Here is a 25,693-nt window from a genome sequence, read left to right as displayed (position 1 = left end):
CGGCGCTCGGCGGCCCGAGCCTGGGCGGCCCGAGCCGGGGCGGCACGGGGCGATCCGGCCTCACCCGAGGTCGTCGACCCGGAGCCCGTCGACCGTGAAGACGCCGGTGGTGGTGGCGCTGCCGGCACGGTTCACGTGCACGCCCACCGCACCGCTCGCAGCCAGGCCCGTCGCATCCACGGTCGTCAGCTGCCAAGCGGCGGGCGGCGTCGTGCCGGCCGGCCAGAGCTTGGCCGAGATGGTCGTGGTCGCGCCGCCCGTCACCTCCACCTGCAGGGTGTGCACGGCTCCCGCCTGGCGCACCAGGCCGGGCACCTGCACGCTCTGCAGCACGGTCGAGCCCTGCTGCGCGACGAGCCAGAGCGTGCCGTTGTCGCGCATCCACACCCGAACCCGGTAGTCGTCGGATGCGCTGGCGCGCGCGAGCACGCCCAGGTAGGAGGAGCCGGTCGCGGGCGCCGCATCGAGGCTCAGGTCGGCCGTGATGCGCACGTCTCGCAGCGGCGTCTGCGTGAGCGCGAGGTTGCGGGTGGAGCCCGCCGGGATCGTCAGCCGACCCGCGCCGTCGGCGACGGAGGCGGGCGCTGCCGTGCCGCTGAGCATCGACCAGGCCCCGCCGGTGTCCGCGACGCCCCATCCTCCGGTGACGGTGCGGTCGAAGTCGTCGGCGATCGCATGCTCGGGCTGCGGGGGCTCCGCGACGGTCACCGAGCGCTCGGCGACCGCCGTGCGCCCGTCGTCGTCGGTGACGGTGAGGCGCACCGCGTAGGTGCCCGGCGCCGCGTAGGCGTGGGTCGCGGTCGCGCCCGTGCCGTCGGGGGTGCCGTCGCCCCAGCTCCACCGGTGTCCGACCACGGTGCCGTCGGCATCCGCGGAGGCTCGCCCGTCGACCGTGACCTCGAGACCGCTCGCTGTCGCGTCGAACGCGGCGACGGGGTCGACCGGATCGACCGGATCGACCGGATCGACCGGGTCGACGGGGTCCACCGGCGCACCGAGGTCGGTGACCCGCAGGGTGTCGAACGAGAAGACACCCGTCGAGGACGCCGAGGCCGCGCGGGCGGCGTGCAGGCCGATGCTGCCGGCGGCCTGGAGGGCAGCGGTCGCATCCGTCGTCGTCAGCTGCCAGCTCGCGGGCTGAGCATCGCCGGCCTCCCAGATCATCGCCCGGATGGTCGTCGGCGACGAGCCCGTCACCTGGACCCTGAGCTGCAGCTCGTCGCCGGCGCTCCACTGCAGCGGCAGCGCCTGGGTCGCGATGACGGTGCTCCCTCGCTGCGCGACGAGCCAGACCCGGCCGTCGGTGCGCAGCCAGGCGCGCACGGCGTAGGAGTCGCTGCCGTTGACGCGAGCGTAGGCGCCGATGTAGGAGCCGCCGGTCGATGGCGCCTGGTCGAGCGTGGCCGTGACCGTGGTCTCGGAGTCCGCGACCGACAGTCCCTGCATCGCCATGACGCGGCTCTGCCCGGGGGGCAGGGTCAGGTCGCCCGTGCCGTCGACGGACGCGACGGTGACCGAGCCCTGCATCCTCGCCCAGGTGCCGCCGACATCCGCTGAGCCCCAGCCGTCGGCGACCGAGCGCCCGAAGTCGTCGCGCGCGGCGAAGGAGGTCTCCGTGACGCTCACCTCGCGCGTCGTGGTGGAGCTCGCGCCGATGCTGTCGGTGAGCGTGAGGGTGACGGTGTACGTGCCTGCCTGGGCGTAGTCGTGGGTCGCCGAGACGCCGCTGCCCGCGGGGGTGCCGTCGCCCCAGCTCCAGGCGTAGGAGAGGCTCGCGTCGTCGCTCGCGGTGGATGCCGAGGCGTCGACGGCCACGCGCAGCTGCGCTGCGGTCGCCGCGAACGAGGCGACCGGGTCAGCATGCGTCACGGTGACATCGCGACTGGTCGTGGAACGTGCCCCGCGGTCGTCGGTCACGGTGAGCGTGACGGTGTAGGTGCCGGGGCTCGCGTAGCGGTGGGAGTCGGTCGTGCCGGAGCCGGCTTGCGACCCGTCGCCCCACTGCCACTCGTGCGAGGCGATCGAGCCGTCGGGATCGCTCGAGCCTGCGCCGTCCACCGTCACCCGGAGGCCCTCCGGGGCGGCCGTGAAGGCGGCGCTCGGCTGCTGGTTGGCCGCGAGCACGGCGACCTCCCGGGTGGCGGTGCCGCGGATGCCCCTGCTGTCCGTCGCCGTCAGCGTCACCGTGTACGTGCCGGGTGTCGCGTAGGTGTGCGAGGTCGTGACCCCCGAGCCGGCGGGAGTGCCGTCGCCGAAGTCCCACGCGTACGAGGCGATGGTGGCGCCTGAGGCCGGGGTGGTGCCGGAGGCGTCCAGCGCGACCCCGAGGTCGGTGGTCGTCGCGCTGAACGCAGCCGCCGGCGCCGTGTAGCCGAGCCCCGCCGCGTGGTGCGCCGCGACCTGGGCGCCGCTGAGCGCCGTGCCGTAGACCGCTGCCTCGTCGAGCGCGCCCGAGAAGTAGGCCGAGGTCGGCGAGCCCGGCCACGAGCCGAGGTTGTCGCCGCCGATGCGCCAGTAGCCCTGGTAGGCCTGCGCCGACGTCACGGAGGCGTCACGCGCGACCTCGGCGCCGTCGACGTAGAGCACGATGCCGTCGCTGCCCTGCGTCGCCACCATGTGGTGCCAGCGGCCGTCGTTGTACGCGGCGCTCGAGGTGATGGTCTTCGTCTCGTTCGGGTAGACGCCGAAGGTCAGCCTGCCGTTGTTCTGCATGTAGACGTGGCGGTCGTAGCTGCTCGACGAGCCGGTCTGGGAGCTGCCGAAGCCGATGAGCTTGCCGCCGCGGGTCGTCGTGGTCTGGAACCAGAGCTCCACGGAGAACGCGGCTGGTGCCGGGAACCTCGCCGAGGAGACCCGGCCGGAGGTCGTGGCGTTGAACGCCGATGCGCTCGTGCCGGTCGGCCCCGCCACCGCACCCGGGGTGCGGTTCGTCACGCCGAGGCCGAAGAGGGGGTCTGCGCCCCCGGCCCAGTCGGTGCGGATGGTGCCGAGCGGGTAGTAGAGCATCGCGCCGTCGTCGAGCACGGTGTCGCCGTAGGGCGAGGCTTCCCCGCTCGCGACGGTGACGCTCGCTGGCTGGCTCGTCACCGCGTTGCCGTCGGCGTCGACGACCCGCACGCGATAGGTGTGCGTCGCCCCGGGCGTCAGACCGGTCTCGCTGAGCGAGACCTGCGGTCTGGTCCACCAGTTCGACGCGGTCGTCACCGAGGCCACGGGGGCGGCGGTGCCCTCGCGCAGCAGCTGGTACGTCAGGTCGCGGTCGTCGCGATCCCAGTTGGTCGGGATCGAGACCCGCACGCGCCCGGCGACCGCCGAGGCCGCGGTCGGCGCGCCCCACTCCGAGGCCGGGATGCGCGGTCCGTCCTTCGCGCCGCCCGGCGGGTTCACGGCGAACCGGACGATGCCCTGGTGCCGCTGGTTGTTCACGCTCGTGAACTCCCCCGCGACCGCGATGAACCCGTCGGCGCCGGTGATCGAGAGACCTGCCTGCCCGAGCCCGGATGCGGTGCCGACGGTGAAGTCGGGGTACCAGGTGTAGGCGGAGGGCGACGGCGTGCCCTGCCAGTTCGCGTAGGTCGTGCCGGTCGTGGGGCTCCGCGTGAGCGTGCCGCGCGCATCGGCCGTGAAGGCCTCGACGTAGCGGTACTGCCGCGGGCTCAGCTCCGGCGCGAGGTCGACCGTGTCGCACGCGTGCGTGTGGCTCGTCGCGTAGACGGTCTCGCCGGTGGAGTACACGCCGTAGTGGTCGCCGTGGCAGTCGGCGACCCAGCGGATCGCGCCGGAGCCCGCCTCGGCGGCGAAGACGCCCTCGAGGTTGCCGACGGTCGCGTTCGCGTAGACCCAGCCGGTGCCGTAGATGCCGGAGTCGTCGGTGGCGAGCGTGAAGATGCCCGCCTTGCCGGCGCTCGTGCCCGAGTTCCAGCCGTTGACGACCGTGAGTGGCGCCTGCCAGCCGGTGTCGATCGACCCGGATGCCGGGTCGAGCGCGACGAGGCCGCGCTGGACGACGCTGTTGACGAGGTAGAAGCGACCGGCTGCGACGATGCGCGCCCCGCCGGGCTCGACGACGAGCGCGTCGACCTGCAGGTCGGTGGTCGGCGCCCAGGGGCGCAGCGCGCCGTTCGCGGTCGCGAAGGCAGCGAGGTTCCTGCGCGCCGTGCCGTTCGCCTGCGTGAAGAGCCCGCCGACGTGCACGCTGTCCGCCGTCACCGCGATGCCGTAGACGCCGGTGCCGCCGATCGACGGAGAGAAGCCCGGGACCAGGGCGCCGGTCGTGGCGTCGAGCGCCGCGAAGTTCCAGCGGGCCTGGCCGTTCACGCTGGTGAACGACCCGCCGATGTAGAGCCTCGAGCCATCGGGCGAGGCTGCGACCGCCCTGATGACGCCGTTGACCTGCGGCGCGAAGGCCGTGAGGCTGCCGGTGCGGATGTCGAAGGCCAGGATGTTCTGCCGCGGCGTCAGGCTGGTGCCGGGCGCGGCGAGCGGTGCGCGCGCGTTGCTGAAGCTGCCGGCCGAGTACACGGTGGTGCCGATCACGGTCTGCGCCCAGACGTAGCCGGAGTCGATCTGCACGGTCGGCAGCGCATCGGCGGTGACGACGCTGTCGTCGCGCTGCTGCACGGGAGCCGGCGAGGGCAGCTCGGCCGCATGGGCGGCGGGCGCGGCCGTCAGGCCCGACAGGATCAGGGCGCCGGTGGCGAGGGTTGCCGCGGCGGCGAGCAGAGCTGCCCGCAGTGGCGCGCGTCGAGCGTGCATGGTGGTTCCCATTCTCAGGAGGTGGTGCCGGTGAAGACCGCGACCGGCTCGCCGGCTGCGTAGTTGACGCTGACCGCGATGTCGCGGTCGGTCGCCGGATCGAGCATGAAGACGTAGACGCCGGTGGCGCTCGCTCCGGGAGCGAGGTCGCCCTCGAGCGGCGAGGGCGATCCCGCCGTGGTGCCGATGCCCACCTCGTCGCCTGCGGCGAGGGTGACGACGGCAGAGCCGATCGGATGCGCGTCGGCACCGTCGTTGCTCGCGCGCACGGTGACGCGCACGGCGGTGCCGGAGACCTCGCCGGGCGTCTCCGCCTCCACCTCGACGGTCTCGACGCCGACGAGCGCGACGGTGACGCCGCTGTCGAACTCGACCGGCTCGTCGAGCGCCGCCTCGCTCGTCGGGAGCGGTGCCGCCTCGGTCGGACCGAGCGTGCCGAGATCGTCCTCGTCGACGGCGGGCGGGGGGATCGTCGTGGCCGTCGGCGCGGGAGCTCCCGTCGCGGGGCTGGACGCCGATGGTGTCGCCGCCGGTGTCCCGGCCGGCGTCGCGGTCGAGGTGGCCGCCGGGCTCGCCCCGCCGCCGCATGCCGTCACCGCGGCGATGACCGCGGTGCCGAGCAGGAGCGCGAGCGACGCGCGCCAGGGCCCAGGACGCTGCTGCGAATGACGCTGCTGCAGCCGACGCTGCCGACGGTCGCTCCGACCGTCGCGCGAGTGGCTCGTCGGCCACTCCCCGTGCACTGCACCCACGTCTCCCCAGACTCCCGTGATGCACGATCGCACCGCATCCGCATCGGCCCTCACGACGCCCACCTGTCGGTGAGGGTCGCTCACGATCGTTGCTGACAGCGTATGCGATAACAGCGTTATCTGTCGAGACCTAAGATGCACGATGTGGAGATCGAGCGAGGGGCGGCGATGCGGATCCTGTTCGACGCCTACTGGTGGCACGCGGGGCCGGGCGCGAATCGCACGGTCCAGCGCGAGCTGATCGCGGCCTGGGGCCGACGGTTCCCGGGCGATGCGCTCGTGCTGGCCCTGCGGCACGGCGCCGAGGCGCCCGACGCACCGGAGGGCGCGCAGCTGGTGCGCACCCGGCTCTGGCCGCACGCCCTCGCGAACCGCTGGGAGCTGCCCAGGCTCGCCCGCCGCGTCGACGCCGACGCCATGCTCGTGCACAACTACGCGCCGGCCTCCGGCCGCTCGCTCGTCTTCCTGCACGACGTGATGTTCGAGGAGCACCCGGAGTGGTTCTCGGCAGCGGAGCGCGCCTACTTCTCCCCGATGCTGCCGTGGGCGCGCCGCGCGGCGGCGATCGCGACGTCCACGCGCACCGAGGCGGCACGCATCGCCCGGTGCGCGCCGTCGCTGCCCGCCGCCGCGGTGACCGGGCTGTGGCTCCCGCCGGGCCTGCTCGCAGAGCCGCGGCGGCCTCCCGCGGTGCCGGAGGGCGCCGGCTTCGCGATCACGGTCGGCCGGCTGAACGTGCGGAAGAACCTGGAGACCGTCATGCTCGCCGCCGCTCGCGCCGCGCGCATCACCCCCGCCAGCCCGCTCTACGTCGTCGGCAGCGCCTCGCACTCCGGCCGTGCGTCCGCCGTGCCGGAGGCCGCTCGCGCAGCGCTCGACGACGGCTCGATCGTGCTGCTCGACGGCGTGACCGACGCCGAGCTCGCCTGGCTCTACGCGCGCGCCGCGCTCGTGGTCTCGCTGAGCCTCGACGAGGGCTTCGGCATGCCCGCGATGGAGGCGGCGAGCTTCGGTGCGCCGCTGCTCGTCAGCGACATCGCGGTCTACCGCGAGACCGTCGGCGGCTACGCGAGCTTCGTCGAGCCGCGGGATGCGGCTGCCGCGGCACAGGCGATCGACGCGACGTGGCAGGTGCGGCCCTCGGAGGATGCGCGCCGGAGCACGGTGGAGCGCCACGGCTGGGAGCTGGCGGCCGAGCGCCTGCGTGCCGCGCTGCGCTGACGGCGGCGCCGACCGCTCAGTCGCCGGCCGCGCCGACGACGAGCGCTGCGATCGACGCGGCGGCCTGCTCGGTGGCCTGCAGCGTCGCGGCATGCGCGCGGCGCCCCATGGTGTGGCCGTCGACGATGTCGAGCGGATCATCGGGCGTCGAGAACCATCGCGAGCGCTGCGCGGTCGGCGCCGCCCGCATCCCCCGGAGTCCGTCGATGTGCTGCTGGAACGCCTCGACCGCCGCCGAGCCGCGCAGGCCGGGGGCGCGGGCGAAGCCGGTGCCCAGCCAGACCGCCTCGCGCAGGGTGACGATGCGCCGACGTCGCTCCGGCACGGCCGCCACGACCGCGGCGCGCACCTCGCGCGAGGCGGTGAGGACGAGGTCGGCCTCGCGCACGGCCGACGGTTCGAGCGCGCGCGCCCGGTGCTGGTCGGCGTGCGCCTCCCACGCCGTCCCCGCGACGCGCTGCGCCACCGCGCGGCAGATGCCCCGCGACTCGCGCGCGCCGACGCCCGCGCTCGTCACGCGCAGGCCCTCGAACCCCTCGACCCCGTCGAAGCCGCGCAGCAGCGCGATCTCCGCGAGCGGCGAGCGGCAGACGTTGGCCATGCAGACCACCAGGATGCCGGCCACCTCACGCCTCGCCGCGCCGCGCCGGTGCGCGCTGCTGCCGCAGCGCGCGATTGCCCTCCCGGAGGCCGCGCAGCAAGGCCCGCCACGGTCGCCACGAGGTGACCAGCTGGCGCCGCCCGCCTTGGAGGAGGACGCCGAGCGCGACGCGGGGCGCAGAGCGCTGCCAGTGCCGCGCGGCATCGGGCTCGAGGTGCTTCGAGGCGTAGAGCAGCCGGTTGCGGATCGAGTAGGTGTAGTACAGCTCGGACTTCGCGCGCCCGGTGCGCTGCTGGCCGTGGGTGCCGCCCTCGTCGTGGACGATCGTCGCGTCGATGACGGCCAGTCGCGCGCCGGCGTCGAGCGCGCGGTGCGAGAGGTCGATGTCCTCCCAGTAGAGGAAGTAGTCCTCGTCGAACCCGCCGAGGCGCAGCCACAGCGCCGTGGAGATCGCGAAGCACGCGCCCGTCGCCCATGCCCGGCGCGCCTCGCCCTCGAAGCGCTGGCGGGCGCGGGCCCCGCGCGAGACCCCGTCGGCGAGGTACAGATCAGCGCCGGAGAACCAGGGGGCGCCCGTGCTCGAGACGATCGTGGGCGAGGCGATCAGCTGGGGGTCCGCGGCCACGGCCGCGACCAGTCGAGCCAGCGCCGCGCCCTCGGCGCGCGCATCCGGGTTCAGCGGCACGATCACCTCGGCCCCGAGCTCGATCGCGCGTCGCGCTCCGGCATTGGTGCCGCCGCCGTAGCCGGCGTTCTCCTCCAGCAGCACCGCATCCCAGCCGCGCTCCCCGGCGAGCGCGCGCACGCGCTCGCGCTCGCGCTCGTCCGTGAAGCAGTCGACGACGACCACGCGCCCGCCCGGCGGCAGGGCCATCGTCGACGCATTGTGCCGCAGCAGCGCGCTGGAGGCGTAGCTGACGATCACGACCGCGAACGGCGGCAGGGCGCCCGAGCCTGTCATGCCCCGGCCGCTCGGCTGCGATCGATCTCCCGGATCTCTCGGAACCACTTCACTGCGGCGAGCGCGAGGAACGCGGCGTTGGCGACCGCGAGCGCCGCGTAGGCCCACAGGAAGCCCGTGCCCGAGCCCCACAGCACGAAGACGAGGCACAGCACGCCGAAGTCGGTCGGCAGCAGCAGCATCGAGCGGCCAAGGGTCCCCTGCCCTCGCGCATGGGTCGACGCGACGCCCACCTTCCCCTTCAGCAGATCGTTGAGGAGCATCCCGAAGAAGGTCACGACCCCCACGATCGAGAACCCGAGCGGCACGAGCAGCCACGCGGTGTCCCTCGCGGGCGTGTGCAGCCAGAGCGCGACCAGGACCGCCAGGTGGAGCGAGGCGATCTTGAGTGCGTCGACGAAGTGGTCGAGCCACTCGCCGGAGAGCGTGCCGCCTCCGCGCAGCCTCGCGACCTGACCGTCGGCGGAATCCCAGGCGTAGCCGAGGACGAGCAGGAGCGCGACCACGACCCCGGTCGCCCAGGATGCGGGCAGCAGCACCAGCAGCGCGATCGCGAGGAAGGTGTGGAGGGCGCTGACGGCCGTGACCCGGTTCGGCGTCCAGCCCCAGCGGTGCGCTGCCGCCGCGAGGATCCTGCCGAGCCGACGGTTGACGTACACCGAGTAGCCGGGCGCGCCGCGGGCATGGCCCTTCTGCGCTGTCGCGAGCCGTCGATGCGCAGCGGCGAAGCTCTCGGTCATCCGCTCACCTCCGCGCTGCGTGCCGCGCGTCGGCCGCGCATGGCGATGAGTCTAGGCCTACGGCGACGGCTCAGCGCAAGGTGGCAGACTGAGGCGGTGGTGCGCGGCAGTCGCGAGGATCGCACGGGGAGACGAGCGATGCGACCGCCTCCCGCGCCGCACCACCACGATCGCGCATCGGCGATCCACCGCATGCCAGGGAGGCCGACGATGACCGACGACGAGCGCTCGGCGCCGAAGGTCCTGATCGCGATACCGACGTATCGGCGACCGGATCTCCTGCCGCCGCTCGTCGCCGCCGTCCGCGACGACATGGCCGCGGCCGATGCCCCCTGCCGGCTGCTGATCGTCGACAACGACCCCGAGCGATCCGCAGCGCCGGTGGCCGCGGAGCTCGACGCGCCCTACGCGCACCAGCCGATCCCCGGGATCGCCGCCGTGCGCCAGGCTGCGCTCGACGCTGCCGCCGACGACGAGCTGCTCGTCATGATCGACGACGACGTCCTGCCGGAGGAGCACTGGCTGGAGGGGCTCCTGGAGGCGTGGCGAGCGCACCGACCGACCGCCGTGATGGGGTTCGTGCGCTACGTCTGGCCAGCAGAGGCCGACCCCTGGGTCGCGGCAGGCGGCTTCATGCGCCGGACCCGCTTCCCGACCGGCACCCGGCTCGATGCGCTCTCCACCGGGAGCGCGCTCCTCGACGTCGCCGCGGTGCGGGCGCTCGGCATCGGCTTCGACCTCTCGCTCGGCCTCGCGGGCGGCGAGGATCTGCAGCTCGGCCGCGACATCCTCGCGCGCGGCGGCAGCATCGTCGCCTCGGCCGACTCCGTCGCCCGCTCCGACATCCCGCTCGACCGCGCCAGCCGCGAGTTCGTGCGGCGTCGTGCCATCTCCCAGGGCCAGACGCGCGTGCGGCTGCTGGTGCGGGATCCGAACCCCGTGCTCCAGGTCGCCAAGCGCGGCCTGCACCTCGCCGGCGGGCTCGTGCGACTGCCGCTGTTCGTGGCGGCCGAGCGGTTGGCGATCGCGCGAGGCGACGTGCCCGCGAGCGCGGTCTACCGCCGTCGAGCGTGGTTCGCGCGCGGCCGCGTGCTGGGGGCGGTCGGGCACATCACCCCCGAGTACGCTCGCGACCCGCGGAAGAAGAACTCGTAACGCTGTTCGCATTCTGCGGCCGGAGGCCCTACGCTGTCCCGTAACAGTGTTGCGCAACGCGGGGTTGCGCCACGTCGCCGGGGAGGGCATGTGTCCAGACGCATCGGCTACGCCGCGGGCGCGTTCGACCTGTTCCACGTCGGGCACCTCAACCTGCTGCGCCACGCGAGCGAGCGCTGCGACGAGCTGGTCGCCGGCGTGGTGAGCGACGAGATGCTCCGCCAGGTCAAGGGCATCGAGCCGATGATCCCGACGCTCGAGCGCGTCGAGATCGTGAACTCGATCAAGTGGGTCGATCGCGTGCACGTCGAGACCGTGCCCGACAAGCTCGACACCTGGCGCGAGGTCGGCTTCACGCACTTCTTCAAGGGCGACGACTGGCGCGGCACCGAGAAGGGCCTGCGCCTCGAGCGCGAGCTCGGCGCCGTCGGCGTCGAGGTCGTCTACTTCCCGTACACCGCGCACACCTCGAGCACCGCGCTGCGCAGGGCGCTCGCGCAGCTCGACGAGATGGCGGATGCGGTGCGGCGGTCGACGCTGACGGCCGTCGTCGGCTAGCCGCGATCCGAGCAGCGCAGACAGGCCGATGATGCACACCCGGAGGAGCGCCAGAGGTGGCGCCGCGCGACGGGAGCTGCGCGTGATGCAGTCCTTCCCGACGCCGCGCCCCACCTCCAACCCCTACATCCACATGCTCGACGCCGCGCTCGCGGAGACCGCGGGCGTCGAGCACCTGCGCTTCGATCGCCGCACGGCGCTCTTCGGCAGCTACGACGTGCTGCAGCTCCACTGGCCCGAGACGATGCTCGGAGGCTCGACGCGCGCGAAGGCGCTCGCCCGCCGCGCGTTCGCCGCTGCGCTCGCCGCTCGGCTGGCGATCTCCCCCGTCGCGGTCGTGCGCACCGTGCACAACGTCGAGCTGCCGAGCGACGTCGGCCGCTGGGAGCGTCGCTGGCTCGAGTGGATCGAGCGACGCGCCGACCACCGCATCGTGCTGAACGAGCAGACCGAGCTGCCGAGCGACGCTGCCAGCACGCTCGTGCTGCACGGCGACTACCGCGACTGGTTCTCGCGCTCACCCGAGCGCACCGCCGAGCCCTGGACGCTGGCGTTCGTCGGCCTCGTGCGGCGCTACAAGGGGGTCGAGCACCTGCTCGAGGCGTTCGCCGCGACCGCGCACGCGGCTCCCGAGCTCCGCCTGCGGATCGCGGGTCGCCCGACGAGCGCCGACATCGAGCGCGAGGTCCGCGGGCGCGCCGCGGCCGACGAGCGCGTCGCGGTCGACCTCCGTCACCTGTCGGAGGATGACTTCGCCGTCGCCATCCGGAGCGCGATCGGTGTCGTGCTCCCCTACCGCTTCATGCACAACTCCGGCAGCGTGCTCGCGGCGCTCTCGCTCGAGCGCCCCGTGCTCGTGCCTCGCACGAGGGTGAACGAGGCGCTCGCCGCCGAGGTCGGCGAGGGCTGGGTCACCATGTTCGACGGCTCGCTCGACGCCGAGGACCTGCGGGCCTTCGCGGCCTCCTCGATGGCGCCGCCGGCGCGCCCGCCCGACCTCGCCCGACGAGCGTGGCACCTCGCCGGACCCGCGCACCTGTCGGCCTTCCACCGCGCGGTCGCGCGCCGGCGGCCCTCGCGCTGACGACGGCGGCACCGTGTCCCTCAGGAGCGTCGCGTTCACCGCCAAGGCCCGCACCGTGCGAGCGGGCGCCGGGCGCTTCTACGACGAGCTGCGCGGCAACGAGCGGATGGGTCGCGACGACTTCGCCGCGATGGAGCGCGCGCTCGCGATCGGGATCGTCGCGTTCGCGATGACGAGCTCGCCCTTCTACCGCCAGACGTACGGCGCGCTCGACATCGATCCCGCGGCGCTGCAGGACGACACCGCCTGGCGGCGCCTGCCGATCCTGGATCGCGCGACGGTCAAGGCGCGCTCCGCCGACTTCCCGACGCCCCAGGCTCGCTCGTCGACGTCCAGGCCCGCGCTCACCGGCGGCAGCACCGGCGAGCCGCTCCGCACCCTGCACGATGCGCGCGTGCCGGCCCTCGCGCTCAGCTGGCGCATGTACGCCTGGTGGGGCGTCGCCCCGCACGACGACCTGGCGCGCATCGGCCGGTGGAGCTTCGACCGGCGCGCGACGCTCAAGAACGCGGTGTCCTGGTGGCCGACGCGGCAGACCTACCTGGACGCCGGACTGCTCTCCCCCGAGACGATGCTGGCGTTCCACCGCGCGCTGCGAGCCACGCGCCCCCGGCTCATCGAGGGCTACGTCGGTGCGATGGTCGAGTTCGCCGACTTCCTCGAGCGCCGCGGGCTCTCGGTGCCCGTGCCGCATGCCGTCGCGACCACGGCTGCACCCCTCACCGCGGCGATCAGGGCGCGCCTCGAGGCAGCCTTCCGGGCTCCGGTGCACGATGAGTACCGAGGCTCCGAGTTCGGCTGGATGGCGGGCGAGTGCGCGTGCCGCGACGGACTCCACATCTTCGCCGACGTGCGCCGCATCGAGGTCGTCGACGCCGACGGCGAGCCGGTCGCGCCCGGCGAGGTCGGGGACATCGTCGTCACCGATCTGCGCAACAGGGTCTTCCCGCTCATCCGATACCGCACCGGCGACCGCGGGGCGCTGCGCGCGGAGCCCTGCCGATGCGGCAGCGCGCTGCCGATGATGGAGCAGCCGCAGGGCCGCACCACCGACCTCATCCGCCTGCCCAGCGGGGCCGTGCTCGCGCATCGGCTGATGGGCATGTTCTCCGCGGAGCCGGCCGCGGTGCGCCTGTTCCAGATCCATCAGCAGGCGGATGCCTCGATCACGATCCGCGTGATCGAGGGCGAGTCTCCGCTCGCGCGAGCGCACGTCGAGCGCGCTGCCGCCGACCTGCGGGAGCGCATCGCGCACGAGGTGCCCGTCCGGGTGGAGTACGTCGAGCGATTGCCCTACACCGGCGGCAAGATCAAGTACGTCATCAGCGACGTGCCGCCGACTCCCTGAGCATCGGACACGACCTCGCGTCGGCCGGCTCCCCTCCGGTCAGCCGTGCTGCGCCTTCGCGGCGCGCAGGCTCGCCAGGAGCCGATCGCGCAGCTCCTCGGGCGCGCGATCCTTGCAGGCGCCCTGCAGCGCGACGGTGAGCGTCTCTCCCACGTGGTGCTCGGCCGAGCACTCCTCGCAGGCGTCGAGGTGCGCGCGCACATCCGCCGCGTCCTCGGCGCAGAGCTCCTTGTGCAGGTACTCCTCGAGCGCGGCCCGCGCCTGCGTGCAGTCCTGCTTCTCGTCGAGTGCGCTCACGGCTTCTTCTCCTTCTCGGTGTCCGGCACCGCGATCCCCTGCTCACGGGCGTAGTCGGCCAGGAGGCCGCGCAGCAGCTTGCGGCCGCGGTGCAGCCGACTCATCACGGTCCCGACCGGGGTCTCCATCACCTCGGCCGTCTCCGCGTAGCTCAGACCTTCGACATCCACCCAGTAGACGGCCATGCGGAAGTCCACGGGCACCTGCTGCAGCGCGTCCTTCACGATGCCCGAGGGCATCCGGTGGATCGCCTCGGCCTCGGCGCTGCGCGAGGAGGTGGCGGTGAACGACTCGGCGTCGCCGATCTGCCACTCCTCCATGTCGTCCAGCGGCGCTTCGAAGGGTCGGCGCTGCTGCTTGCGATAGAGGTTGATGTAGGTGTTGGTCTGGATCCGGTAGAGCCAGGCGCGGAGGTTGGTGCCCTGCTTGAACGAGCCGTAGGCCGCGTAGGCCTTCAGCAGCGTCTCCTGCACCAGGTCGGCCGCGTCCGCGGGGTTGCGCGTCATGCGCATGGCAGCGGCGTAGAGCTGATCGGCGTACTGCATCGCCTGCTCGACGAAGTCGTCGCGCGTGCTGCGCTGCGCCTGCTCGCTGACCTGGCCGTGTTCGCTCGTCATCGCGGCTGAGTCTAGTGTCGCGCGGCTCGCCGCGAGGGTCGCTGTCGCCACGGGCACCTCCTCCAGATCGCTCCCTGACCGATAGATTGCAACCGATGAGCCACGCAGAGCATTCCCGCCAGCCCGCAGCGCGCGCCTGGGTCGCGCCCGCTGCCTCCGCCAGGATCGACGCGCGCGTGCAGCTCCCCGGGTCGAAGAGCCTGACCAACCGCGCGCTGCTGCTCGCCGCGCTCGCCGATGGCCCCTCGACGCTGCACCGCCCGCTCCGCAGCCGCGACGCGAGCATCATGGTCGAGGGCCTGCGGGTGCTCGGCGCCGTCATCCGCGAGGTGCCGGGCGACGGCGCCTTCGGCCCGGACCTCGCCATCGCGACCCAGCCGATCGCCGGCAGCGGCGACATCGACTGCGGCCTCGCGGGCACCGCGATGCGCTTCCTTCCGATCGTGGCCGCGCTCGGCGAGGGCGTCGTGCGCTTCGACGGCGATCCGCACGCGCGCGAGCGACCCATGGATCAGACGGTCGCGGCCCTGCGCGCACTGGGCGTGCGCGTCGATGCCGACGAGGCTCGGCTGCCCTTCACCGTGCACGGCGCCGGCGGCGTGGCGGGCGGCGAGCTCGAGATCGACGCGAGCGCATCGAGCCAGTTCGTCTCGGCACTGCTGCTGGCGGCACCGCGCTTCGCGCAGGGCCTCACGCTGCACCATCGCGGCAGCAGGCTCCCCTCCATCCCCCACATCGAGATGACCCTCGAGGCCCTGCGCCAGCGCGGTGTCGACGCCCGCCGCACAGGGGACGCCTCCTGGCGCGTCGAGCCCGGCCCGATCGCGGCGCTCGACGAGCAGATCGAGCCCGATCTCTCGAACGCGGCGCCGTTCCTCGCCGCCGTGGTCGCGGTCGGCGGCCGGGTCGTGCTCGACGGCTGGCCCGCGCAGACCACGCAGGTCGGCGCGACGCTGCCGTCGCTGCTGGCGGCCTTCGGAGCCGAGACCTCCGTGTCGGAGGGCCGCCTGACGGTCGAGGCCGTCGGCGGCAGCATCCCCGGCGCCACCCTCGACATGCACGCGGCAGGCGAGCTCGCACCCACGATCGTCGCGCTCGGGGCCCTCGCCGCGGCACCGGTCGAGGTGACGGGCATCGGACACATCCGGGGCCACGAGACCGACCGCATCCGCGCGCTCGTCGACAACGTGAACGCGCTCGGCGGTCGGGCGACCGCGCTGCCCGACGGCATCCGCATCGAGCCCGCGGCGCTGACGGGCGGCAGCTGGGGCGCCTTCGACGACCATCGGATCGCCACCGCCGCCGCGGTCGTGGGGCTGCGAGTGCCGGGCATCGAGGTCGATGACATCGGGGCGACGGCGAAGACGATCCCCGAGTTCCCGGAGCTCTGGGCAGCGATGCTCGAAGGCGGGACGAGGGCCGCGTGAGCTGGATGCAGGACTTCGAGGATCCGTACGAGGAGTACGACGAGTCGAGCGTGCGCGAGCGGCCGAACCCGAAGGCGAACCGGCCGCGCTCCAAGCACCGCCCCGAGCACGACGACGCGGTCACCGGCATCGTCACCGGCGTCGACCGCGGCCGCTACCGACTGGCCGTGCGCGTCGGCGAGGCCGATGAGGCGGTCGTGACCGCGGCGCGGGCGCGCGAGCTGCGCACGCAGGCCATCGTCGCGGGCGACCGGGTCGACGTGGTCGGCGACACCACCGGCGAGGAGGGATCGCTCGCCCGCATCGTGCGCATCCAGCCGCGCACGACGGTGCTGCGCCGTTCGGCGGACGACGCCGACGTCATCGAGCGCGTCATCGTCGCGAACGCCGACGTCATGCTCATGGTCGTCGCCTCCGCCGACCCGCCGCCCCGAGCCGGCATGGTGGACCGCTACCTCGTGGCCGCGCTCGACGCGGGCATCACACCGGTGCTGGTGATGACCAAGACGGATGTCGCCGATCCCGAGCCGTTCATCGCGAACTTCGCGGGCCTCGACGTGGAGGTGTGGCGGTCGTCGCTCGGCGATCCTCCCGTGGAGGCGCTGCGCGAGCGCCTCACCGGCCACACCACGGTCGCCGTCGGCCACTCGGGCGTCGGCAAGTCGACGCTCGTCAACGCCCTCGTGCCGGACGCGCATCGCGCCGTCGGTCACGTCAACGCCGTCACGGGACGCGGCCGCCACACCTCGTCGTCGACGGTCTCCTTCAAGCTCGGCGACGGCTGGATCATCGACACGCCGGGCGTGCGCTCCTTCGGCCTCGGGCACGTGGCGACCGCCAGCGTGCTGCGCGGGTTCCCCGACCTCGCGGAGGTCGCCGAGGAGTGCCCGCGCGGCTGCACGCACCTGGTGAGCGAGGAGTACTGCGAGCTCGCGATCGCCGCGGCCGACGGCCGCCTCGAGCGGCGCCGCGTCGACTCGATGCAGAGACTGCTCGGCACCCTGGTCGCCGCCCGAGAGCTGCGCCACCAGGAGTGAGTGCGCCTACGCTGGCTGTGTGACCAGCTACGACGACGACCTCGCCCTCGCCCTGCGCCTGGCGGATGCGGCCGACGCGATCTCGCTCGACCGCTTCGGCGCCCGCGACCTCGAGATCACCGCGAAGCCCGACACCACCTTCGTCACCGACGCCGACCGCGCGGTCGAGCAGCGCATCCGAGCTGTGCTCGCCGCCGAGCGCCCGGGCGACGCGATCTTCGGCGAGGAGTTCGGGCAGGCCGGGGAGGGCTCTCGGCAGTGGATCATCGATCCGATCGACGGGACCGCGCACTTCTTGCGCGGGGCGCCGGTGTGGGCGACCCTCATCGCGCTCGCGATCGACGGGGAGCCGGTCGTCGGCGTCGTCTCCTCCCCTGCGCTCGGCGCTCGGTGGTGGGCTGCGACGGGCAGCGGCGCGTGGACCCTCGCGGCGGGCGCCGAGTCGCCGCAGCGGATCCGGGTGTCGGGGGTGCGAGCGTCTGCGGAGTCCGCCGTCTCCTACAACTCCATCCAGGGCTGGGACGGCGCGGGCCGCATCGACGACCTGGTCGCCTGGCAGCGCGACGTGTGGCGAGCGCGCTCCTACGGCGATGCCTGGAGCTACATGCTGCTCGCCGAGGGCAAGATCGACGCCGTCGGCGAGTTCGACCTGCAGCCCTACGACATGGCCGCGCTCGTGCCGGTGGTGCAGGAGGCGGGCGGCCGCTTCACGTCGATCGACGGCGAGCCCGGCCCCTGGCACGGGACGGCGCTGGCCACGAACGGCCTGCTGCACGACGAGCTGCTCGAGCGCTTCGCCCGCCGCGAGAGCTGATGCCCGCGCCCGGTCGCTCGTCGACCGGGCGCGGGCCGCAGCGCGCTAGAGCGGCTGGATCGCGACGCTCAGCATGACCATGTCGCCGGCCTCGACCGTCGAGACCGCGACGATGTGACCGCTGCCCTGGTAGACGTTGGCGACGACGCCTGCGATCTCCTGGGTGCCCTCCTCCATCGGCGAGAAGCCGGCGGCCTCGAGGTCGGCCGCGTACGTGTCGGCGGCCCCCGCGTCGTCGACCTGGAAGACGACGACCGTCTGGTTGCCGTTGGAGGCATCCTGCTGCATCTCGCCCGGCGGCACGGGCACCTCGGCCGGCCAGCCCTCGACGGGCGCGTCGGCGGCGTCGCCGCCCTCTGCCGCGTCGGTCTCGCCCGTCTCCGTGCCCTCCGTGGTCTCCGTGGTCTCGCTCGACTCGGTCTCGGCGGCGGGCTCGGTGGCGGGCGGGCTCATCGAGCATCCCGCGAGCCCGAGTGCGAAGGCTGCCACGATCGTGGTGGCGGCGATGGGACGGAGCTGCATGGCGATTCCTCTCCTGCGCACGGCTGTCGCGCGACGACTGGATCCTCGCACAGTCACCGCACAGGCGGCTGGGGCTCGAATCCGTGCGTCAGGCCGCCGCAGCCGCCTCCAGCGCCGCCACGTCGAGCTTCTGCATCTGCGACATCGCGCGCTGCACGGCGGCGGCGCTCGGCCCGGCAGCGAGCTCGAGGTATCGGCGCGGGATCACCTGCCAGGAGAGCCCGAAGCGATCCTCGCACCAGCCGCACTGCGACGCCGCGCCCCCGTCGGCGGTGAGCGCATCCCACAGCCGGTCGACCTCCTCCTGCCCGTCGACGACGAGCACGATCGACACGGCTTCGGAGAGCGGGAACATCGGGCCGCCGTTGAGCAGCATGTAGCCGGTGCCGGCGAGCGAGAGCTCGATCGTGACGGCCTCGCCCGGTGTCCCGCTCGGGAACGGGTTGGGGTCGGGATAGCGCGTCACCGCGCCGACCGACGAGCCGGGCACGAGCGAGGCGTAGAGCTCCGCCGCCTCCTCGATGCGCCCGTCGAACCAGAGGCAGGTGCTGACATCCATGGGGGCATCATGCTCCCCGGATCTCGGCTTCGCTAGCCTCGATGCATGCGAGAGATCACGCCGCCCGAGGTCGCCGACCGTCCGCTCATCGATGTGCGCGAGCCCCACGAGTGGCAGCAGGGCCACGCCGAGGGCGCCGTGCACATCCCGATGAGCCAGATCGTCGAGCGCCTCCACGAGGTGCCGGATGGCGCCGCCGTCATCTGCCGCACCGGCGGGCGCAGCGGTCAGGTGGTCGCCTACCTCGAGCACCAGGGCCTCGACGCGGTGAACGTCGCCGGCGGCACGGTCGCGTGGGCGGCCGCGGGCCGACCCATGATCGGCACGATCGACTGACCGACCGCGAGACGACGGATGCGGCGCTCACGATCGAGCGCCGCATCCGTCGAGCTGCCGAGCGTCAGCCGACGATGAGCTTCTTGTTCATGAACTCCTCCATGCCGTGGGGGCCGAGCTCGCGGCCGTAGCCAGAGCGCTTCGTGCCCCCGAAGGGCATGTCGTAGTCCTCGGCGCCGGCGCCGTTGATGGACACCATGCCGGCATCGATGCGGTCCGCGACCGCGAGCGCGAGCTCGGGGTCCTTGCACCACACGCGGGAGCCGAGACCGAAGGGCGTGTCGTTCGCGATCCTGACGGCGTCGTCGACGTCGCGCGCTCGGTAGACCGTGCCGACCGGACCGAAGAGCTCCTCGCGGTACGCGTCCATCTCGGCCGTCACGCCGCCGAGCAGCGCCGGCGCCACGCGCGTGTCACCGGGCGCCGTCGGCTCGCCCACCAGCACCTGCGCGCCCTCGTCGATCGCCGAGGAGACCTGGCTGCGCAGCCGGTCGGCCGCGGCCTGCGACGAGAGCGGCCCGATCAGCGCGTCCTCGTCCTCAGCGCCGCCGACGGGTAGCGCGCGGAGCGCGGCGCTCAGCTTCTCGGTGAACTCGTCGTAGTGCTCGTCGACGACGATGAAGCGCTTCGAGGCGTTGCACGCCTGACCCGAGTTCTCCATCCGCGCCTCGACGGCGCTGTCGACCACCGCGTCCATGTCGTCCGCCGACAGCACGATGAACGGGTCGCTGCCGCCCAGCTCGAGCACGACCTTCTTGAGGTTGCGGCCGGCGATCTCGGCGACGGCCGCACCTGCCCGCTCGGAGCCCGTCAGCGAGACGCCGCGCACGCGCGGGTCGGGGATGACGATCTCACCGATCTGGTCGTTGGTGGCGAAGACGTTCTCGTAGGCGCCGGCGGGCAGCCCTGCCTCCGCGAGGATCTCGGCGATCACGCTCGCCGACCACGGGCACTGCGGCGCGTGCTTGAGCACGACCGTGTTGCCGAGCACGAGGTTCGGGAAGGCGAAGCGCGCGACCTGGTAGTAGGGGTAGTTCCAGGGCATGATGCCGAGGATCACGCCCTGCGCCGACTTGCGCACCCGTGCGTCGACGCCCGAGCGCACCTCCAGCACCTCGTCGGCGAGGAAGGCCTCGGCGTTGTCGGCGTAGTAGCGGATGATCTCGCTCGAGAACTCGGCCTCGAAGACGCCCTGGTCGATGGGCTTGCCCATCTCGGTGCGGATGATCTCGGCCAGCTCGCGGGAGCGCTCGGCGAAGGCGTCGGCGGCCCTGGCGATCACGGCTGCCCGCTCGGCGATCGGCGTCCGCGACCACGGCTCGAACGCGGCGTGCGCACGATCGATCGCCGCGCGGACCTCGGCATCGGTCGCGGTCGGATACTCCTTGACGACCTCGCCGGTGTAGGGATCGGTGACCTTGTACTCGCTCACGCTCTGCCTCCTCGCAGGGTCGGGGACGACCCCAGCGTACTGGGAGGCCAGCGTACGGGGAGGCGAGCGGGAGCTCTCAACAGCGTGCGACTCGGCCCGATGGTGGAGATGGGGGGAATCGAACCCCCGTCCAACGCTCAAACCGTGCGGCTTCTCCGGGTGCAGCTCAGGGAAGGCGTTCTGCTCGGCTCCGACCTTTGTCCTGAGCACCTAGGTCGACGAGCCCAGTCACAGTGCACGTCCCGCGCCGCCCTGTGACGCAGCGGCGCAGCAAGCTCTCAAAACGACGCCAGGGTCCGGGGCGAGAGCGACCCCGGTCTGACGGACTTCAGGCTCGCTTATGCAGCGAGGGCGAAGTCGGTGCGCTTTGCGTTGGCACCTATGGTTGTGCAGGGAGCGTTCAAGAGATAACCCTGCATCCTCTACCCGCTTCCCGCTCCGACTGAGGCGCTGTCGAAACCGATCATCCCCATGGAGTGGTGCGAGTCGCACGCTGTTGAGTTCCCAATGCCGGACGCAACCGGCGCGCTGGCGAGGCCAGCCCACCACGATAGCGCGCGTGCGCGCGCCTCGGCAACCCCTCGCGATCAGCCGAACAGCATCTCCGCCTCGCGGTAGCGGTGCTCCGGCACCCGCTTCAGGTCGCCCAGCGCATCCGCCATCGGCACCCGCACGATGTCGGTGCCACGCAGCGAGACCATCGAGCCCCACTCCTCCGCGACGATCGCATCGATCGCCGCGAGGCCGAAGCGCGTCGCCAGCACGCGATCGGCGCCGCTGGGCGCCCCGCCGCGCTGGATGTGGCCGAGGACGGTGGAGCGCGACTCGATGCCGGTGCGCTCCTCGATCATCGGGGCGAGCAGCTCGCCGATGCCGCCCAGGCGCGGGCGGTTGGACGCGTCGAGCCCCTTGTGCGAGTGCGCCTCCTCCATGCCCTCGAGCTTGAAGCCCTCAGAGACCACGACGAGCGGCGCCCGGCGGCGGTCGTACACCGACTGCACGTACTCGCTGATCCACTCGATCGAGCGCGGCTGCTCGGGGATCAGCGTGACGTGCGCGCCCGTGGCGATGCCGGTGTGCAGCGCGATCCAGCCGACGTGGCGGCCCATCACCTCCAGCACCATGCACCGCATGTGCGAGTCGCCGGTGGTGCGCAGCCGGTCGCCGGCCTCCGTCGCGATCTGCACGGCGGTGTCGAAGCCGAAGGTGTAGTCGGTGGCGTCGAGGTCGTTGTCGATGGTCTTCGGCACGCCGACGATCGGCAGCCCGTCATCGGCCAGGCGGTTCGCTGCAGCGAGGGTGCCCTCGCCGCCGATCGCCATCACCGCGTCGATCCCGAGGCGCGAGAGCGTCTGCTTGACCTTCTCGGCGCCTCCGTTGGGGCCGTCGTAGGGGTTCGTGCGACTCGTGCCGAGGATGGTGCCGCCGATGCGGCTCGTGCCGCGCACCGACGAGCGGTTGAGCACGCGCACATCGCCGTCGACGAGGCCGCGGTAGCCGTCGCGGATGCCGACGAACTCGAGGCCGTGGTGCACCATGCCGGTGAGCACCGCCGCTCGGATGACAGCGTTGAGGCCGGGGCAGTCGCCGCCGGACGTGAGGATGCCGACTCGCATTTCACCTTCCCACCGGAGGGCCCTGGGTGAACCCTGCCAGCGAGACCATCAAAGCGACTGCGCCCCTGTTTGTCGAACGGGGCGCCCGCGCCGCGCTAGTCGCCGAGGCGGTTGCGGGAGCGCATGGCGCGATCGGCCTCGCGCTTGTCCTGCCGCTCGCGCAGCGCGTGGCGCTTGTCATACTCGCGCTTGCCCTTCGCGACCGCCAGCTCGACCTTCGCGCGGCCGTCGGAGAAGTAGAGGGAGAGGGGCACGAGCGTGTAGCCGCCCTGCGACACCTTGCCCTGCAGCTTCTCAATCTCGTCCCGGTGCAGCAGCAGCTTGCGCTTGCGGCGCGGCGGGTGGTTCGTCCACGTGCCCTGGCCGTACTCGGGGATGTGCACGGCGTCGAGCCAGGCCTCTCCCCCGTCGATGAATGCGTAGCCGTCGACGAGCGATGCCCGCCCCGCCCGCAGCGACTTCACCTCGGTGCCGCGCAGCACCAGACCAGCCTCGAACCGATCCTCGATCGTGTAGTCGTGGCGCGCCTTGCGGTTCTGCGCCACGACCTTGTGCCCCTGTTCGCGCGGCATGGGTGGCTCCTGGTGTGTGGGTGGTCGGTCGGGTGTCGGCAGTCGCGGCCCGCGGTGCGGGCAGCCGTTCAGCCTACCCCAGCGACGACCCGCGTGGGAGGCCCGTCGTCAGATCTTCAGGTACCGACGGATCGCGACCGCTGCCGCGACGCCGGCGAACAGCACGCCGATCGCGACCAGGATCGGTGCGACGACGAGGGCGTCCTCCACCGTCACGATCGCGATCGTCTGCAGCATGGGCGCCACGTAGCCCTGCAGGAAGAAGTGGACGATCGCCACCACCGAGGCGGCTGACAGCACAGCGCCCAGCAGCGCCGCGACGACCCCCTCGATGATGAAGGGCGTCTGGATGAAGCGGTTCGAGGCGCCGACGAGCCGCATGATGCCCAGCTCGCGCTTGCGGGAGAACGCCGAGAGCCTGATCGTGGTCGAGATCAGCAGCACCGCGGCGACGAGCATCAGCACGGCGACGCCGATCGCGGCGAGGCTCGCGGTGTTCAGGACCTGGAAGATGGGCTCGAGCAGCGCCCGCTGGTCGCGCACCTCCAGCACCCCGGGCAGCGCGGAGGTCGCCTCCCTGATGAGGTCGGCGTCGGTGGGTGCCGAGGGTCGCACCCAGAGCGCCTCGTTCATCGTCTCGGGGCTCGCGAACTCCGCGCTCGCCGTGCCGCCGAACTGCTCGATGAAGTGCTCGTACGCCAGCTCGCGATCCTCGAACTCCACGTGGTCGACGTAGGGCGCGATCGCGCCGCTCTCCAGCACATCCCGCACGGCCTCCACCTGCTCTGCGGTCGCCGCGGTCTGGGTGCAGGTCTCGGTCGCGTCGACAGGGCCGCAGAAGTAGATGCCGACCTGCGCTCGGTCGTACCAGAAGCCCTTCATCTGGTTGATCTGCAGCTGCAGCAGGATCGCGGCACCCACGAAGGAGAGCGAGATGAAGGTGACGAGCACCACCGAGACGACGACCGACAGGTTGCGGCGCAGGCCGCTCCAGACCTCCTGCGAGATCAGCTGCAGCCTCATGCGATCTCCTCCAGGCCCACGGGGGTGTCCTCCAGCTCGGCCAGGTGCCGGCGGTAGCTGCCGTGCGCCTCGTCGCGCATGATGACGCCGGCGTCGAGCTCGACGACGCGCTTCTGCATCTCGTCCACGATCGACGCCTCGTGCGTCGCCATCACCACGGTCGTGCCGCCCTCGTTGATGCGCGCGAGCAGCGCCATGATGCCCGCGCTCGTCGAGGGGTCGAGGTTGCCGGTCGGCTCATCGGCGAGCAGGATCGGGGGTCGGTTGACGACGGCGCGGGCGATCGCGACGCGCTGCTGCTCGCCGCCGGAGAGCTCGTGCGGCAGGCGGCTCGCCTTGCCGGCGAGGCCGACGATCTTCAGCACGTCGGGCACGGCCTCGGAGATGAAACCGCGGCTCTTGCCGATCACCTGGAGCGTGAACGCGACGTTCTCGTAGACCGTCTTGTTGTTCAGCAGCCGGAAGTCCTGGAAGACGACCCCGAGGTTGCGGCGGAAGAACGGCACGCGGCGGCTGGGCAGCGCCTTCAGCCGCTGGCCGAGCACGTGCACCTCGCCGCTCGAGGGGGTCTCCTCGCGCAGCACCATGCGGATGAGCGTGGACTTGCCGGAGCCCGAGGCGCCGACGAGGAACACGAACTCGCCCTTGAGGATCTCCAACGAGATGCCGTCGAGGGCGGGGCGGGCCTTGCGGGAGTAGGTCTTCGAGACCTCGTCGAACCGGATCATGACCTGTCGAGGCTACGGGTGCCGCGCGCGTTCGGCGCGGCACCGCGTCGGCGCGGCGGCGGATGCGTCGCTGCGAGCAGCGGCGGGCCCTCCTGCCTCAGCGGCCCTGCCACGCAGCGACGCGCCCTGTCGCCTGCGCGCCGCGCAGGATCCCGAGGTGCATGCGCTCGGGCTGACCGAAGTAGCTGCGCTCGTAGAGCTCGTGCCGCGCGCCGAAGCCGCTGCCGACCGCATCCCACAGCTCGCCCATGACCTCGAGGCGCTCCCGCGCATCCGCTCCGCCGGAGCCGCGCAGCAGCGGCTCGATCGGGGCGACGTGCTCGCTGCCGAGGGCGTCGAGCGGCACCGGCAGGTGCGCGAAGGCGGAGGCGAGCATGGTCTGCAGCGTCACGCGCATGCGGCTGTAGGCGTCGGGGCCGTAGCCCGCGAAGGCCATCGCCGCGTGCGGCCCGGGCCCGAGCGAGTCGCCGGAGGGCACCGCCTGCTCGATCATCGCGTCGCGCAGCGCCGCCACGGTGTCGCGGTACGCGATCAGCTCGCCGAGCGCCGCCTGCACGCCGCGCAGCTCGCTCGTTCCCATGATCTCCGTGGCGCGCACGGCGAGCCCGGCGATGCGCTCGAGCTTGGCCTCGAGCCTCGTCGTGGCCTGGAAGACGAGGCGCACGTTCCAGCCGACGGCGCCGCTGTTGAACGCCAGCATCGTCTCGGGGTCGCGGATGAAGACGTCCTCCCAGCGCACCAGCACGTCGTCGAAGACCACGAGCGCGTCGTGCTCGGCGAAGCGGTTCGCGAGCGGCTGGTCGGGGCGGGCGGGCGTGCCGCGGGTGTAGACGCGGATGCCCTCGGTCGCGACCGGCACGGAGGCCGCGATCGCGAAGTCGGCCGTCTGCACCTCGCCGCCGAAGTGCGACACGAGCAGCCGCTGCGCGGTCGCGGCGCCGGTGACGACGGCCTTCGCTCCCCGGATGACGACGCCCTCGTCGGTCTCGCGCACGACGTGGAGGAACACATCCGCCACCTCGTCGGGCGGCAGGTCGCGGTCGACCGGCGGGTTGACGAGCGCCTGCGCGTAGTGCGTGACATCGCGCTGGTCGCGGGCGTACATGTCGCGCACCTGCTGCTCGAAGCGGCCGAAGAACGGCGCGTGCGCGGCCATGGAGCCGATCACGCTCGCCATGAACTCCGGCGTGCGCCCGACCCAGCCGTGCGTCTGGCGCTGCCAGGCGCGGATCGCCTCGCGCTGCGCGCGCAGGTCGTCGCGCGTCTGCGGCAGCACCCAGAACGGATGCGTGAGGCCGGCGCCGTCGGAGGTCGGGACGAGCACGGGGCGCGTGCCGCGCTCGCCCGCACCGCTGCCCTCGCCGTGCAGCGAGTCGTACAGCCCCGCGATCGTGTGCGCGAGGCCGCGCATCTCGGGATGCTCGGCCACGCGCGCGACGGGCAGGCCGTCGTGGATGACGACGCGGCCGTCGTCGAGGCTCGCGAGGTAGTCGGCGCCGGTCTGCGGGCGAGCGTCGGAGGGCCGAGCCATGGTGCTC

At 72.8% G+C, this 25,693-nt stretch carries 24 protein-coding genes and 1 other RNA gene; 9 read left to right on the top strand and 16 right to left on the bottom strand.

From position 1 onward, the window contains the following. Positions 1–60: 60 nt before the first annotated feature. The gene (locus AA0Z99_RS03120; RefSeq protein ID WP_413319360.1) at positions 61–4,755 is read right to left on the bottom strand and encodes a PKD domain-containing protein; all 4,695 of its coding nucleotides are present in this window, start codon (positions 4,753–4,755) and stop codon (positions 61–63) included. A 14-nt stretch (positions 4,756–4,769) separates the two neighbouring features. After that, entirely contained in the window at positions 4,770–5,591 is an 822-nt protein-coding gene (locus AA0Z99_RS03115) for a hypothetical protein (RefSeq protein ID WP_413319358.1), read from the bottom strand. Between the two features lie 60 nt (positions 5,592–5,651). Here AA0Z99_RS03115 and AA0Z99_RS03110 point away from each other — a divergent pair, with 60 nt between their 5' ends. After that, positions 5,652–6,728 (top strand): glycosyltransferase, encoded by a 1,077-nt coding sequence (locus AA0Z99_RS03110; protein WP_413319356.1) that lies wholly within the window; start codon positions 5,652–5,654, stop codon positions 6,726–6,728. A gap of 16 nt (positions 6,729–6,744) precedes the next feature. Here the strand turns inward: AA0Z99_RS03110 and AA0Z99_RS03105 are convergent, their stop codons facing one another. The 3 genes from AA0Z99_RS03105 to AA0Z99_RS03095 are packed head-to-tail and all read right to left on the bottom strand — an operon-like array spanning position 6,745 to position 9,030. Continuing rightward, positions 6,745–7,353 carry a hypothetical protein gene (locus AA0Z99_RS03105; RefSeq protein ID WP_413319354.1) on the bottom strand — a complete coding sequence of 203 codons (609 nt, stop codon included), beginning with the start codon at positions 7,351–7,353 and terminating at the stop codon, positions 6,745–6,747. A 1-nt stretch (position 7,354) separates the two neighbouring features. Further along, a complete protein-coding gene (locus AA0Z99_RS03100; RefSeq protein WP_413319352.1) occupies positions 7,355–8,290 on the bottom strand; it encodes a glycosyltransferase family 2 protein in 936 nt (311 codons plus the stop codon). After that, positions 8,287–9,030, bottom strand: coding sequence for a CDP-alcohol phosphatidyltransferase family protein (locus AA0Z99_RS03095; RefSeq protein ID WP_413319350.1), 744 nt, complete (start codon positions 9,028–9,030; stop codon positions 8,287–8,289). The genes AA0Z99_RS03100 and AA0Z99_RS03095 overlap by 4 nt, the downstream gene beginning before the upstream one ends. 210 nt (positions 9,031–9,240) lie before the next feature. Here AA0Z99_RS03095 and AA0Z99_RS03090 point away from each other — a divergent pair, with 210 nt between their 5' ends. From AA0Z99_RS03090 to AA0Z99_RS03075, 4 genes are all read left to right on the top strand, one after another. After that, complete coding sequence (locus tag AA0Z99_RS03090; RefSeq protein WP_413319349.1) at positions 9,241–10,185, top strand: glycosyltransferase family 2 protein; 945 nt, start codon at positions 9,241–9,243, stop codon at positions 10,183–10,185. A 90-nt stretch (positions 10,186–10,275) separates the two neighbouring features. Continuing rightward, positions 10,276–10,743: an adenylyltransferase/cytidyltransferase family protein gene (locus AA0Z99_RS03085; protein ID WP_413319347.1), complete on the top strand. Its 468-nt coding sequence runs from the start codon at positions 10,276–10,278 to the stop codon at positions 10,741–10,743. Between the two features lie 85 nt (positions 10,744–10,828). Next, complete coding sequence (locus AA0Z99_RS03080) at positions 10,829–11,827, top strand: glycosyltransferase (RefSeq protein ID WP_413320742.1); 999 nt, start codon at positions 10,829–10,831, stop codon at positions 11,825–11,827. Between the two features lie 13 nt (positions 11,828–11,840). Then, positions 11,841–13,175, top strand: a complete 1,335-nt coding sequence (locus AA0Z99_RS03075; protein WP_413319345.1) for a phenylacetate--CoA ligase family protein — start codon at positions 11,841–11,843, stop codon at positions 13,173–13,175. A 39-nt stretch (positions 13,176–13,214) separates the two neighbouring features. Here the strand turns inward: AA0Z99_RS03075 and AA0Z99_RS03070 are convergent, their stop codons facing one another. Together AA0Z99_RS03070 and AA0Z99_RS03065 are read right to left on the bottom strand one after the other, a co-directional pair. Beyond that, a complete protein-coding gene (locus AA0Z99_RS03070; protein WP_413319343.1) occupies positions 13,215–13,472 on the bottom strand; it encodes a zf-HC2 domain-containing protein in 258 nt (85 codons plus the stop codon). Then, a complete protein-coding gene (locus tag AA0Z99_RS03065; RefSeq protein WP_413319341.1) occupies positions 13,469–14,089 on the bottom strand; it encodes a sigma-70 family RNA polymerase sigma factor in 621 nt (206 codons plus the stop codon). The genes AA0Z99_RS03070 and AA0Z99_RS03065 overlap by 4 nt, the downstream gene beginning before the upstream one ends. Positions 14,090–14,184: 95 nt before the next feature. Between AA0Z99_RS03065 and aroA the strand changes: the two genes are divergently transcribed. Genes aroA through AA0Z99_RS03050 form a run of 3 tightly spaced genes read left to right on the top strand, consistent with a single transcriptional unit; the run spans position 14,185 to position 17,367 of the window. Further along, positions 14,185–15,516, top strand: coding sequence for a 3-phosphoshikimate 1-carboxyvinyltransferase (gene aroA, locus AA0Z99_RS03060; RefSeq protein ID WP_413319339.1), 1,332 nt, complete (start codon positions 14,185–14,187; stop codon positions 15,514–15,516). After that, positions 15,513–16,553 (top strand): ribosome small subunit-dependent GTPase A, encoded by a 1,041-nt coding sequence (gene rsgA / locus AA0Z99_RS03055; protein ID WP_413319338.1) that lies wholly within the window; start codon positions 15,513–15,515, stop codon positions 16,551–16,553. Before aroA ends, rsgA begins: the two co-directional genes overlap by 4 nt. Positions 16,554–16,572: 19 nt before the next feature. Then, entirely contained in the window at positions 16,573–17,367 is a 795-nt protein-coding gene (locus tag AA0Z99_RS03050; RefSeq protein WP_413319336.1) for an inositol monophosphatase family protein, read from the top strand. A gap of 45 nt (positions 17,368–17,412) precedes the next feature. Here AA0Z99_RS03050 and AA0Z99_RS03045 read toward each other — a convergent pair whose 3' ends face one another. Both AA0Z99_RS03045 and AA0Z99_RS03040 read right to left on the bottom strand, forming a co-directional pair. Then, positions 17,413–17,889 (bottom strand): hypothetical protein, encoded by a 477-nt coding sequence (locus AA0Z99_RS03045; protein WP_413319334.1) that lies wholly within the window; start codon positions 17,887–17,889, stop codon positions 17,413–17,415. An 88-nt stretch (positions 17,890–17,977) separates the two neighbouring features. Further along, positions 17,978–18,448, bottom strand: a complete 471-nt coding sequence (locus tag AA0Z99_RS03040; RefSeq protein ID WP_413319332.1) for a VOC family protein — start codon at positions 18,446–18,448, stop codon at positions 17,978–17,980. Between the two features lie 45 nt (positions 18,449–18,493). Here AA0Z99_RS03040 and AA0Z99_RS03035 point away from each other — a divergent pair, with 45 nt between their 5' ends. Next, positions 18,494–18,784 carry a rhodanese-like domain-containing protein gene (locus tag AA0Z99_RS03035; RefSeq protein WP_413319330.1) on the top strand — a complete coding sequence of 97 codons (291 nt, stop codon included), beginning with the start codon at positions 18,494–18,496 and terminating at the stop codon, positions 18,782–18,784. 64 nt (positions 18,785–18,848) lie between these two features. Here AA0Z99_RS03035 and AA0Z99_RS03030 read toward each other — a convergent pair whose 3' ends face one another. The 7 genes from AA0Z99_RS03030 to AA0Z99_RS03000 form a co-directional block, all read right to left on the bottom strand. Then, positions 18,849–20,216, bottom strand: a complete 1,368-nt coding sequence (locus AA0Z99_RS03030; RefSeq protein WP_413319328.1) for an NAD-dependent succinate-semialdehyde dehydrogenase — start codon at positions 20,214–20,216, stop codon at positions 18,849–18,851. A 100-nt stretch (positions 20,217–20,316) separates the two neighbouring features. Then, positions 20,317–20,687, bottom strand: a transfer-messenger RNA (tmRNA) gene (gene ssrA, locus AA0Z99_RS03025). A 116-nt stretch (positions 20,688–20,803) separates the two neighbouring features. Then, on the bottom strand, positions 20,804–21,832 hold the full coding sequence (locus tag AA0Z99_RS03020; RefSeq protein WP_413319326.1) for a 6-phosphofructokinase: 1,029 nt from the start codon (positions 21,830–21,832) through the stop codon (positions 20,804–20,806). Positions 21,833–21,927: 95 nt separating this feature from the next. Continuing rightward, positions 21,928–22,404 carry an SsrA-binding protein SmpB gene (gene smpB, locus AA0Z99_RS03015; RefSeq protein ID WP_072313836.1) on the bottom strand — a complete coding sequence of 159 codons (477 nt, stop codon included), beginning with the start codon at positions 22,402–22,404 and terminating at the stop codon, positions 21,928–21,930. A gap of 108 nt (positions 22,405–22,512) precedes the next feature. Next, positions 22,513–23,427 carry a permease-like cell division protein FtsX gene (gene ftsX, locus AA0Z99_RS03010; protein ID WP_413319323.1) on the bottom strand — a complete coding sequence of 305 codons (915 nt, stop codon included), beginning with the start codon at positions 23,425–23,427 and terminating at the stop codon, positions 22,513–22,515. After that, positions 23,424–24,155, bottom strand: a complete 732-nt coding sequence (gene ftsE / locus AA0Z99_RS03005; RefSeq protein WP_413319321.1) for a cell division ATP-binding protein FtsE — start codon at positions 24,153–24,155, stop codon at positions 23,424–23,426. The genes ftsX and ftsE overlap by 4 nt, the downstream gene beginning before the upstream one ends. 97 nt (positions 24,156–24,252) lie before the next feature. Then, the gene (locus AA0Z99_RS03000) at positions 24,253–25,686 is read right to left on the bottom strand and encodes a 4-hydroxyphenylacetate 3-hydroxylase N-terminal domain-containing protein (RefSeq protein ID WP_413319319.1); all 1,434 of its coding nucleotides are present in this window, start codon (positions 25,684–25,686) and stop codon (positions 24,253–24,255) included. Positions 25,687–25,693 lie beyond the last annotated feature (7 nt).

The sequence above is a fragment of the Agrococcus phoenicis genome (assembly GCF_047302415.1).
In the GTDB taxonomy this organism is placed as follows: domain Bacteria; phylum Actinomycetota; class Actinomycetes; order Actinomycetales; family Microbacteriaceae; genus Agrococcus.
This window is presented reverse-complemented; position numbering and strand designations above follow the sequence as displayed.